Source organism: Streptomyces sp. NPDC059989, assembly GCF_042736975.1.
Lineage (GTDB): Bacteria > Actinomycetota > Actinomycetes > Streptomycetales > Streptomycetaceae > Streptomyces.
Map to the genome: position 1 here is coordinate 45,539 of NZ_JBHWUO010000048.1, position 10,884 is coordinate 56,422.

At 69.8% G+C, this 10,884-nt stretch carries 9 protein-coding genes; 7 read left to right on the top strand and 2 right to left on the bottom strand.

Going from position 1 to position 10,884, the window contains the following annotated elements:
* The first annotated feature begins 159 nt into the window (after positions 1 to 159).
* From ACFWBN_RS31480 to ACFWBN_RS31500, 5 genes are all read left to right on the top strand, one after another.
* Positions 160 to 768, top strand: a complete 609-nt coding sequence (locus ACFWBN_RS31480) for a 2-oxo-4-hydroxy-4-carboxy-5-ureidoimidazoline decarboxylase (RefSeq protein ID WP_385182370.1) — start codon at positions 160 to 162, stop codon at positions 766 to 768.
* A 152-nt stretch (positions 769 to 920) separates the two neighbouring features.
* Positions 921 to 1,301 (top strand): succinate dehydrogenase, cytochrome b556 subunit, encoded by a 381-nt coding sequence (gene sdhC, locus ACFWBN_RS31485; RefSeq protein WP_365917729.1) that lies wholly within the window; start codon positions 921 to 923, stop codon positions 1,299 to 1,301.
* Between the two features lie 5 nt (positions 1,302 to 1,306).
* On the top strand, positions 1,307 to 1,789 hold the full coding sequence (locus tag ACFWBN_RS31490; RefSeq protein WP_385182375.1) for a succinate dehydrogenase hydrophobic membrane anchor subunit: 483 nt from the start codon (positions 1,307 to 1,309) through the stop codon (positions 1,787 to 1,789).
* A 24-nt stretch (positions 1,790 to 1,813) separates the two neighbouring features.
* Complete coding sequence (gene sdhA, locus ACFWBN_RS31495) at positions 1,814 to 3,568, top strand: succinate dehydrogenase flavoprotein subunit (RefSeq protein WP_385182378.1); 1,755 nt, start codon at positions 1,814 to 1,816, stop codon at positions 3,566 to 3,568.
* Positions 3,568 to 4,344 carry a succinate dehydrogenase iron-sulfur subunit gene (locus tag ACFWBN_RS31500; RefSeq protein WP_385182381.1) on the top strand — a complete coding sequence of 259 codons (777 nt, stop codon included), beginning with the start codon at positions 3,568 to 3,570 and terminating at the stop codon, positions 4,342 to 4,344. Before sdhA ends, ACFWBN_RS31500 begins: the two co-directional genes overlap by 1 nt.
* A 75-nt stretch (positions 4,345 to 4,419) precedes the next feature.
* Here the strand turns inward: ACFWBN_RS31500 and ACFWBN_RS31505 are convergent, their stop codons facing one another.
* Together ACFWBN_RS31505 and ACFWBN_RS31510 are read right to left on the bottom strand one after the other, a co-directional pair.
* A complete protein-coding gene (locus ACFWBN_RS31505; RefSeq protein WP_385182384.1) occupies positions 4,420 to 6,843 on the bottom strand; it encodes a DUF4132 domain-containing protein in 2,424 nt (807 codons plus the stop codon).
* Positions 6,843 to 7,235 (bottom strand): hypothetical protein, encoded by a 393-nt coding sequence (locus ACFWBN_RS31510; RefSeq protein ID WP_385182387.1) that lies wholly within the window; start codon positions 7,233 to 7,235, stop codon positions 6,843 to 6,845. Before ACFWBN_RS31510 ends, ACFWBN_RS31505 begins: the two co-directional genes overlap by 1 nt.
* 140 nt (positions 7,236 to 7,375) lie before the next feature.
* Between ACFWBN_RS31510 and ACFWBN_RS31515 the strand changes: the two genes are divergently transcribed.
* Both ACFWBN_RS31515 and ACFWBN_RS31520 read left to right on the top strand, forming a co-directional pair.
* Positions 7,376 to 8,539 (top strand): serine hydrolase domain-containing protein, encoded by a 1,164-nt coding sequence (locus ACFWBN_RS31515; RefSeq protein ID WP_385182390.1) that lies wholly within the window; start codon positions 7,376 to 7,378, stop codon positions 8,537 to 8,539.
* Positions 8,540 to 8,581: 42 nt separating this feature from the next.
* Complete coding sequence (locus ACFWBN_RS31520; RefSeq protein WP_385182393.1) at positions 8,582 to 9,103, top strand: hypothetical protein; 522 nt, start codon at positions 8,582 to 8,584, stop codon at positions 9,101 to 9,103.
* The last annotated feature ends 1,781 nt before the right edge of the window (positions 9,104 to 10,884 follow it).

The window sequence follows — 10,884 nt, forward strand, 5'->3', positions numbered from 1 at the left end:
TCCGTGACGGATGGCGGCCGGGGCCTCTCCTGTGGGGGGTGGCGGCCTCGGTCGCCCTCCCCTTCTCGTTCCCGTCTCTGGCGCCCACGTCATCCTTTCGGCTCACTTCCGGGTGAAATCCCCGAATGGGTACGACACAGCCTGCCTTGCGTCGATAGCGTGGCGGTACACCCGCGCCACGCCCCGAGGAGCCCCCTGCTGTCCACCAGCCACCTTCCGGCACAGGCCCGCGGCAGCTCCGACTCCTCTCACGGCTCCGGGCTGGCGCGGTTCAACGCCCTGTCCCCCGAAGCCGCCCGTGCGGCCCTGATGCACTGCTGTGGCAGTCTGCGCTGGGCGCACCGGGTGGCCGCACACCGCCCCTACCCCGATTCCGGCGCTTTGCTCGCCGCCGCGGACGAGGCCTCCTACGACCTCTCCCAGTCGGACCTGTCGGAGGCGCTGGCCGCCGAGTTCTCGGTGGAACTGGCCCACGGGGCCCCGTACGCCGCGCTGCTGGCCCTCGACGCGGCCCACGCCGAGTACGAACGGAAGTTCGGCCACGCCTTCGTGATCTGCCTCGACGGGCATCCGCCGGAGGAGCAGGCGGACCAGCTGCTGGCGGCGATCCGGCGGCGGATGGGGCACGAGGTGGACGAGGAGCGCTCGATCTCCGCGGACGAGCTGCGCCGGGTCGCACAGGCCCGACTGCTGGACCTGACGCGCTGGCTGACCTCTGCGAATGGGCCGTCTGCTCCGGAAATCGGGCTATTCGCCCCTGTGGGATAGCCCGTACGTGCCTGTTTGATCACACCGGAGGACCCCGGGCGAGGGAACCGACAAAGCGTCGCTACGATGTCCGGGGCCGGAGGACCGTACCCGGCCGGGCCCGACCGACAAAGAAGCCGGCTGGCCCCCGCCCCGCTTCCGGAGGGTTTTCCGTGCCGGCTGGAACGTTGTACCGCGGCCGGGAAGGAATGTGGTCCTGGGTGGCTCATCGAGTCACCGGCGTCCTCATTTTCTTCTTCCTGTTCGTACACGTCCTCGACACCGCTCTCGTCCGCGTCTCCCCCGAGGCGTACGACGATGTCGTGGCTACCTACAAGACCCCGATCGTCGCGCTGCTGGAGTACGGCCTCGTCGCCGCAATCCTCTTCCACGCGCTCAACGGTCTCCGTGTCATCGCCGTGGACTTCTGGTCCAAGGGCCCGCGCTACCAGAAGCAGATGCTCTGGACCGTCGTGAGCATTTGGATCGTGCTGATGGCCGGGGCCGTGTACCCCGTCCTGAACCACGCGTACCTCGAACTGTTCGGGAAGTGACACGCATGTCTTCTGACACTTCTTTCGAAAAGGGCATCGGTGACGTCGAGGGCGTGTCCCTCTACGACACCGACAACCCCGCGCCGTACATCGAGGCCCCGCGCAAGCGCACCGGCAAGACCCCGCGCTCGACCCGCGGCAACTTCGAGATGGCCGCGTGGCTCTTCATGCGCCTCTCGGGCATCGTCCTCGTCGTCCTGGTCATCGGCCACCTGCTGATCCAGCTGGTGCTCGACGGCGGCGTCTCCAAGATCGGCTTCGCCTTCGTGGCCGGCCGCTGGGCGTCCCCGTTCTGGCAGGTCTGGGACCTGCTGATGCTGTGGCTGGCCATGCTGCACGGCGCCAACGGTCTGCGTACCGTCATCAACGACTACGCGGAGCGCGCCAACACGCGGCTGTGGCTGAAGGGCCTGCTCTACACCGCCACGGTGTTCACCATCCTTCTGGGCACGCTGGTGATCTTCACCTTCGACCCGAACATCCGCTAGGCACGGGCTGAGGCGATTCGACTCATGAAGATCCACAAGTACGACACCGTCATCGTCGGCGCCGGTGGCGCGGGCATGCGCGCCGCCATCGAGGCGACGAAGCGCAGCCGCACCGCCGTGCTGACGAAGCTCTACCCCACCCGCTCCCACACGGGCGCCGCGCAGGGCGGCATGGCCGCCGCGCTGGCCAACGTGGAAGAGGACAACTGGGAGTGGCACACCTTCGACACGGTCAAGGGCGGTGACTACCTGGTCGACCAGGACGCCGCCGAGATCCTGGCGAAGGAGGCCATCGACGCGGTCCTCGACCTGGAGAAGATGGGCCTGCCGTTCAACCGCACCCCGGACGGCACCATCGACCAGCGCCGCTTCGGCGGCCACTCACGCAACCACGGCGAGGCGCCGGTCCGCCGGTCCTGCTACGCCGCGGACCGCACGGGCCACATGATCCTCCAGACGCTGTACCAGAACTGCGTCAAGGAGGGCGTGGAGTTCTTCAACGAGTTCTACGTCCTGGACCAGCTCCTGGTCGAGGAGGACGGCGTCAAGAAGTCGGCCGGTGTGGTCGCGTACGAGCTCGCCACCGGCGAGATCCACGTGTTCCAGGCCAAGTCCGTCATCTACGCCTCCGGCGGCACCGGCAAGTTCTTCAAGGTGACCTCCAACGCGCACACCCTCACGGGTGACGGCCAGGCGGCCTGCTACCGCCGCGGCCTGCCGCTGGAGGACATGGAGTTCTTCCAGTTCCACCCGACGGGCATCTGGCGCATGGGCATCCTGCTGACGGAGGGCGCCCGCGGTGAGGGCGGCATCCTCCGCAACAAGGACGGCGAGCGCTTCATGGAGAAGTACGCGCCGGTCATGAAGGACCTCGCGTCCCGTGACGTCGTCTCGCGCTCCATCTACACCGAGATCCGCGAGGGCCGCGGCTGCGGTCCCGCCGGCGACCACGTGTACCTGGACCTGACGCACCTCCCGCCGGAGCAGCTCGACGCGAAGCTCCCGGACATCACCGAGTTCGCGCGCACCTACCTGGGCATCGAGCCGTACACGGACCCGATCCCGATCCAGCCCACCGCGCACTACGCCATGGGCGGCATCCCGACGAACGTCGAGGGTGAGGTCCTCATGGACAACACCACCGTCGTCCCGGGCCTGTACGCGGCCGGCGAGGTCGCGTGCGTGTCGGTGCACGGCGCCAACCGCCTGGGCACCAACTCGCTGCTGGACATCAACGTCTTCGGCAAGCGCTCGGGCATCGCGGCGGCCGCGTACGCCCACGCCAACGACTACGTCGAGCTGCCGGAGAACCCGGCGCAGCAGGTCATCGACCTCGTCGAGCACCTGCGCAACTCCACGGGCAAGGAGCGGGTCGCCGAGCTGCGCCTGGAGCTCCAGGAGACGATGGACGCGTGCGTGATGGTGTTCCGTACGGAGCAGACCATCAAGACCGCGGTCGAGAAGATCGCGGAGCTGCGCGAGCGCTACAAGAACGTGTCCGTCCAGGACAAGGGCAAGCGCTTCAACACGGACCTGCTGGAAGCCATCGAGCTGGGCAACCTGCTCGACCTGGCCGAGGTCATGGCCGTGTCCGCGCTGGCGCGCAAGGAGTCCCGCGGCGGCCACTACCGCGAGGACTACCCGAACCGCGACGACGTCAACTTCATGCGCCACACCATGGCGTACCGCGAGGTCGGCGACGACGGCAAGGACTCCGTCCGGCTGGACTACAAGCCCGTCGTCGTCACCCGCTACCAGCCGATGGAGCGTAAGTACTGATGGGAACCCCGACCCTGTCCAAGACGGACAAGATGGACAAGATGGAGGAGGCGGCCGCCGCTTCCCCCTTCATCACGGTCACGTTCCGGATCCGCCGCTTCAACCCCGAGATCTCGGACGAGGCGCAGTGGCAGGACTTCCAGATCGAGATCGACCCGAAGGAGCGCGTGCTCGACGGTCTCCACAAGATCAAGTGGGACCTCGACGGCACGCTGACCTTCCGCCGCTCCTGCGCGCACGGCATCTGCGGCTCCGACGCGATGCGGATCAACGGCAAGAACAGGCTCGCCTGCAAGACGCTGATCAAGGACATCAACCCGGAGAAGCCGATCACCGTCGAGGCCATCAAGGGCCTCACGGTGATGAAGGACCTCGTCGTCGACATGGAGCCCTTCTTCCAGGCGTACCGGGACGTCATGCCGTTCCTGGTCACCAAGGGCAACGAGCCGACGCGCGAGCGCCTGCAGTCCGCCGAGGACCGCGAGCGCTTCGACGACACCACCAAGTGCATCCTGTGCGCCGCGTGCACGTCCTCGTGCCCGGTGTTCTGGAACGACGGCCAGTACTTCGGCCCGGCCGCGATCGTCAACGCGCACCGCTTCATCTTCGACTCGCGTGACGAGGCCGGCGAGCAGCGGCTGGAGATCCTGAACGACAAGGACGGCGTGTGGCGCTGCCGCACGACCTTCAACTGCACCGACGCGTGCCCGCGTGGCATCGAGGTCACGAAGGCGATCCAGGAAGTCAAGCGTGCGCTGATCACGCGCCGTTTCTGATTCCGCCTGTGCCTGTACGAGGGCCCCGCACCCGGTTCACCCGGGGGCGGGGCCCTCGTCCGTTCCCGTGGGCCGTCAGCGGCGGAGCTGGCTGGTGATCGTCGGGTCGGTGATCTCCGTGTCCTTCGCGAGCAGCATCGCCTTGGAGAGGACGACCGCGAGGGTGCGGTCCCCCTCGAAGGGCAGGTAGCCGGTCTCGGGGGCTCCGGAGGCGCCCGACCCGCCGGGCACGATGCACAGGTACTGGTCGCCCGGCGTCATCAGGATGTTCCCCGAGCCCAGGTGGATCTTGTACGTGTGCAGCTCGCCCCGCACGTGTAGGAAACGGCCCTGGACCGTACAGCGGTCGGCGATGGCCAGGCGCGGCACCAGCCGCTCCAGCAGCACCCGCCGGGTCTCGGCGCTCTGGTTCAGCTCGCCGAAGCCGTACGAGGTCCAGTAGTCACGGAACCGGCCCTCGGGCCCGCCGTCGGACCAGGTCGGGTCGTTGCCGACACTGGCCACGCCCACGAACAGGTCGACGTCCCGCAGCACCTCGCTCAGCACGAGCGCCGGTATCCCGGTCAGCGGCAGCGGTTCGACGCGGTCCCGGCCGTCGCGCACCCACATCGTGTACTCGCCGCCGTACGTGCCGGCCCGGTTCTCCGGGGCGTCGATCGGGTAGAAGCGGACCTGGTCGGTGCGCAGCCGCAGATAGGTCCCCGCCTCGGTGGTGTCGACCCCGTAGTCCTCGCCCTCGCCCTCGATCCAGTACTCGGCGCGCAGCCCCCACTGCGGCAGCTCGCGGACGGCCGGCGGAGCCGAATCGTCCACGCACAGCCGGAGCTTGTTGCGCCAGCCCCGGACCGACGCCAGGGAGTGGAACTGGTGCTGGCGCAGGAAGTGCGCGGCGAAGCGGTTGGAGTAGTTCCCCGTCCTCCGCTCGGCGTCGGTGAGCAGGTACACCTCGCGGTGGGCCTGCTTGAAGGGCTGGGTCACGGCGTGCCGCTCCAGCCACTCCCGCCAGGCGACCACCTCGGCGGGCTCCCGGTCCACCGGGTGCCACAGCTCGACATCGGCTCCCTCGGTGACCGCATCGCCCGCCAGGGTGCGCAGCTCCCCGTCCGCGAAACCGACGGCCGTGCCGTCGACGGTCCACAGCAGCCGGCGGGCGACGGTACCGACCAGCGGGTGGTCGAGATACCGCTCGCGCCACGGCCCGTACGACCAGCTGCGGCGCGCCAGGAACTGCCGGTCCAGGCGCTCCGCCTGCGCGGACAGGGTCTTGTCGATGTCCTTGACGGCGGCCTTGAGCTCCTTGAGCTCCTCCGCGTGCTCGCGCCGCACGGCGGCCGGAACGCTCTTGACCGCCTTGCCCGCCGCGTTCCGCCAGGAGAGCACGGCGCGGTTGCCCCTGACCTCCAGCAGCGCCTCGACCTCGCCCAGCCGGTACTCGACGCGGCCGACCCCGGTCAGCCCGTACGCGGGTACGGCCAGCTCCTCGATCTCCTCGCGGCTCAGCCCGAGCGCCGCCGCCCTCGTCTCCAGCGCCGCGTCGATGAGCTTGGCGGTGCCCTTGTACGTCACCCGGGTGCCGAGCCTGGCCAGTTCGGCGAGCGCGGCCTCACCCTCCATCCGGGCCAGGGAGTTGACCGCCGCATTGGCCACCTTGGGGTTGCGCGGCCCGAGCCCGGCGGCCTTGCGCAGCGAGCTCTCCACGAGCGCGCCCAGCGCGCGGACCGTGGCGGGGTGCGGCGGGAGGAAGGACAGCAGCCAGGCCAGGCCGCGCAGGGCGTTGGCGTTGTACGGATCGAAGGCACTGTTGACGTCCGGCTCGTACTGCCCCCGCTCCAGCTCGAAGGTGCGGGGCCGCCCCACGAGCGCGAGCCACGACAGCACCGCCTCGCGGACGGTGTCGGCGCCGAGCGCCTCGATGACGGCCCGGCCGCCCTTCTCCCACTTCGCGGAGGGCTTGGCGGCGGTGGCGGTCAGCGCGTACCCGAGCAGCTCCCGCGAGCGGTCGTCCGCCATGGCCCGCTCGGCCCATTCCTCGCCGACATTGAGCACGGGCTCGGTGAGCCGCCCGGCGAGGTCGGTGAGGACGCGCTCCCCGTACGCGCTCATGGCGCTGCGCCGGATGGTCGCGATCACGGCGGGAGAGAGCGCGTGCCCGGCGGCGAGCTCGGCCTCGGCCAGGGCCTCGTGCCGGTCGCCGTACCAATAGGTGTGGGTCCGGGAGACGGCATCGAGCCGGGCGATCCGCTCCTGCGCCAGCGGGAGAGCGTCCAGACCTCGGCCGGCGATCGCGATCAGGGTCAGCAGTTGCCACTGCACCTTCTCCGTGTCGGTCTCCCGCCGGTAGCGGTCGGCGACCACCTCGATCATCCGGCGCCGGTCCGCTTCCGGGCGCGCTTGCACCCGGGCGAGCTGCTCCTTCACCTCGGGATGGCCGAAGCGCCCGCCCAGTGCCTTGCCGAGCAGTTCGACCGCTTCCGCCTCGACTTCGTGCCTCGTCGTCATCAGCCACCCACCAGCGCGACGAGCTTCAGGAACGTGACCTCGGTGCCGAGCGGAAGGTCGACCTCCTCGTCCAGCGCGGTGACCTGCCGGTCCCCCACCAGCACCAGGAACCCGTTCCGCTCGAAGGCCTTGAGCGCCAGCTCGGTCTGCCGCTCCGGGTCGATGCGGCGCGGCGTCCGCAGCGCGTACCCGTTCAGCATGCTCTCGGTCCCCTCCGGCCGCACCAGTCCCCGGAAGACCTCGGGGCGCTGCGCGTGGTACTCCGCGACCTCCTGGAACACCCTGCGCCGGATCAGCTCGCGCAGCGCCAGCCGCTCCTCGGCTATCTCCAGTTCCCAGCCGTCGGCGCGGCCCCCGGCAGTCGTCTCGTCGACGAAGGTCACCATTCCCATGCCCCCGACCATAGGGCTGGGCACTGACAACGGCCGGTCCGCTCAGGGGCGGGACCCTCCATCCGGTCAGGGCCGCGTCAGGGGTGGGTGGGGGTCGTCCCCCATGTCCGGTGGATCTTCCTCACGGCAGCATTACAGCCATGACGAACCCCGCGAACCCCAAGCCCTCGAAGCCCTCGAAGTCCTCCAACTCCGCTACCCACAGAGCCCGTTGGATCACCCTGGTCGCCGCCGGCGCGGCCCTCGCATCCGTCACCGCGGGCGCCCTGCCGGCCTCGGCCCGGCAGAACCCGGCCCCGGCGCCGGCGACCGCCCGCATCGGGGACCAGCGGTACGCGCTCGACGAGCAGAAGCTGGCGCAGCTCATGACCCCCGACGGCGTCGCGAACGGGACGATGGTGCGGGTGTCCGGCTCCGGCGTCCCCGGCATCCACTGGACGAAGGCGGCGGGCCCGGTCTCCCAGGACCCGGCGGCCTCCTTCCGGATCGGCAGCATGACCAAGCTCTTCACCTCCACCCTGGTGCTGCAGCTGGTCGCGGAGGGCCGGTTCACCCTGGACACCCCGATCCGCGAGGTCCTCCCCGACACCATCCCCGCGCACTGGGCGCCGATCACCATCGGCCAGCTCCTCAGCCACACCAGCGGCCTGCGCGCGCCCTGCGGGGACCTCCGGGACGGGCTCGGCCTGACCCCCGAGAAGGTCGTCGCCGCCTGGACCGCGGACGGCTGCCCGGCGCCCGAACACCCCGTCACCACCCAGCAGTACAACGGCGGCAACTACTTCATCCTCGGCCTGGCCATCGAGAAGGTCACCGGCCGCTCCTACGCCGACGAGCTCCAGCGCCGCATCACCCGCCCGCTCGGCCTGCGCCACACCTACCTCCCGCGGACCGGGGACGCCTCCATGCCGAGCCCGTCGCTGGCCGAACCGACCCCGAAGGAGCCGTGGGCGTGGGCGGAGGGCGGGATGATCTCCAACGCCCCCGACATGGAGCGCTTCATGAAGGCCCTGCTGGGCGGCCGCCTGCTGCCGCCGGCGCAGCAGGCACAGCTGTTCGTCATGCCCAAGCTCGCCGCGACCTCCAAGGAACTTCCGTACAGCCAGGGCGGGCTGGCGTACTCCAAACTGTCGGACGGAACCGAGGTCTGGGGAAAGACCGGCAGCATGGCCCAGTACTCCAACGGCGCCTTCGGCACGGCCGGCGGCCGACGGATCGTCACCTACTCCTTCCTGCCGACCCCGGAGGCGACCAAGCAGGACGTCATCGCGCGCGTCGTCGGGATTGTCGAAGCGGCTCTCTGACCGGGGTATGTGAGCGCGGGTCGTTGTGGAAGGATCGGCCGCATGAGCGAGCAGCAGCCGAATCCTTACGCGAGCGACCCCAGCCAGGGCGGCGACTACAAGTGGGGCCCGGGCGAGGCCAGTTACGGCTACCCGCAGCCCTACCCCGTGGCCCCGGCCTACCAGCCCACCATCGGCGGCACGGGCATGCCGACCCCCGCCTACCCCACGGCCGCCCCGGGCGGCGCCGGCTTCTCCCTCGGCGACATCAGCATCGCCGGCGACCAGATCATCACCCCGTCGGGCTCGATGCCGCTCAGGGGCGCGATGTGGAACGCGACGGACTTCTCGCGCACCGAGGAGAAGATCCCCGCGCACGCCATCGTGCTCGCCGTCATCTTCTTCCTGTTCTGCCTGCTCGGCCTGCTCTTCCTCCTGATGAAGGAGAAGAAGACCACGGGCTACATCCAGATCACGGTCACCAGCGGCGGCCGCCACCACTCCACGATGCTCCCGGCCACGGACGCGATGGCGTACCAGCGGGTGATGGGGCAGATCAACTATGCGCGGTCGCTGAGCATGTAACGGGGGCCAGCCGGGGGTTGCCCACCCACCCCAGCGGATCGGGACGAGCGGCGAACGGCGAACGAAAGCCGGCCCGTCGGGTTCGCGCTGCGGGTCGGTGGCTTCGGGGGTCGGGACCCAGCTATCCGGTATCAGGGAGGGTTTGGGGGTTTCCCGTCAGTCTCATCGTCTCTCCGTGTCGGGCCGGCCTGTCAAGGGCGCTCCCTGCGGTCGCGTCGCTTCGCGATGGCCTTCGGCCACCCTTGACAGGCCGTCCCGCCACGGAAATACGAAGACTGCCGGGAACCCCCCAAAAGAACGGCACGGGTCAGAGGACACAGGGACGGGGAGATCAGGGAGCGACCGCCCGGTTCCCGGCACCAGCCAAACCCCACCACCCAGGCCGGGCAGAGGTGGCGCCACGGGCACCAGGCAGATCTCAGCCCGGGGCCCATTGGCAGGCAGGTCCTGGGTCGGGGGCGGCCCTACCTGCACGAAACAGCGGCGAGAAGCCCATCCGGAGCCGCAGACGCCTCAAATCGCTACGCGCTCCTATCGGCTTAGCGTCCGGCGGCCGTCTGGGGCTGGGAATAGGCCGCCACTAATCGCTACGCGGCTGAGGTGAGTGGGCGGCGATCAGACCGGCATGGGCTGGACATAAGCCGCCCACGATGGGGTGGGTGTGGGGGCTGGCGGGCGTCTGCGGGCGGTCGGCGGGGCGCCCGCCTGCAGACGACGTGCCGTGGGCAGGCGTCTGCGGCCAGTGGGCGGACCCGCCAGCACAAGAAGTCCCGTGGGCGGGCGGCGCCCACCCGCACCAGAAGTGCCCGTGAGGGGGTCTGTGGGCAGTTGGTGGCGCCCACCAACCGTAGAGGTGCGGTGGGCGGGGTCTGCAAGTAGTCGCCAGCGCCCATCGGTAGGTGCAGTGCGGTGGGCAGGCGCCTGCGGGTAGTTGGTGGGCGCTCACCCGCACCAGAAGTGCCCGTGAGGGGGCCTGCGGGCAGTTGGTGGCGCTCATCGGTAGGTCCAGTGCGGTGGGCGGGTGCCTGCCGGTAGTTGGCGGGCGCTCACCGGCACAAGAAGTGTCCAGCGGTGGGCGGATGCGGCAGGTTGCTCGCGCTCACCGGCGCCAGGAGTGCCCGTGATGGGCGCCTGCGGCAGGTTGGTGGCGGTCGCAGCCGTGAGACGGACTGTCGGGGGCGTCTGCGGCCGGATTTGTCGTGGAGAAGTGCCCAGATGGAGCCGGATGCCGGACTTTTCAACCTCACACTCCGCCAAGCCGCTTGGCGGCCCCCAATCCGCCACCAAATCACCATAAACTGCCCACTGTCGCCGTCTCGGGGACGCTTGTAGCGATCTTGGGCGGCTTATGTCCAGCCCATGGCGGGCCGATCGCCGCCAGGTCACCCCAGCCGCGTAGCGATTAGTGGCGGCCTATTCCCAGCCCAGGACGGCCGCCGGACGCCGAGAAAGAGAAGCGCGTAGCGATCTGACGCGTCCACCAGCCTGACCTGCCGCTAACCCTCTCTGGCCGCTGTCTGATGACACTTCGGCCGCCCCCGACCCGGAACAGGCGTGCCTATCGGCCCCGGGCGGAAGTCTCCCTGGCGCCCGCGCCCCCACCCCTGCCCGGCCTGGGTGGTGGGCATTGGCTGGCCCCCGGAACGGGCAGTCGCTCCCTGATCTCCCCGCCCCCGGTCTCTCCGCCCCGTGCCGTTCTTTTGGGGGGTTCCCGGCAGTCTTCGTATTTCCGTGGCGGGACGGCCTGTCAAGGGTGGCCGAAGGCCATCGCGAAGCGACGC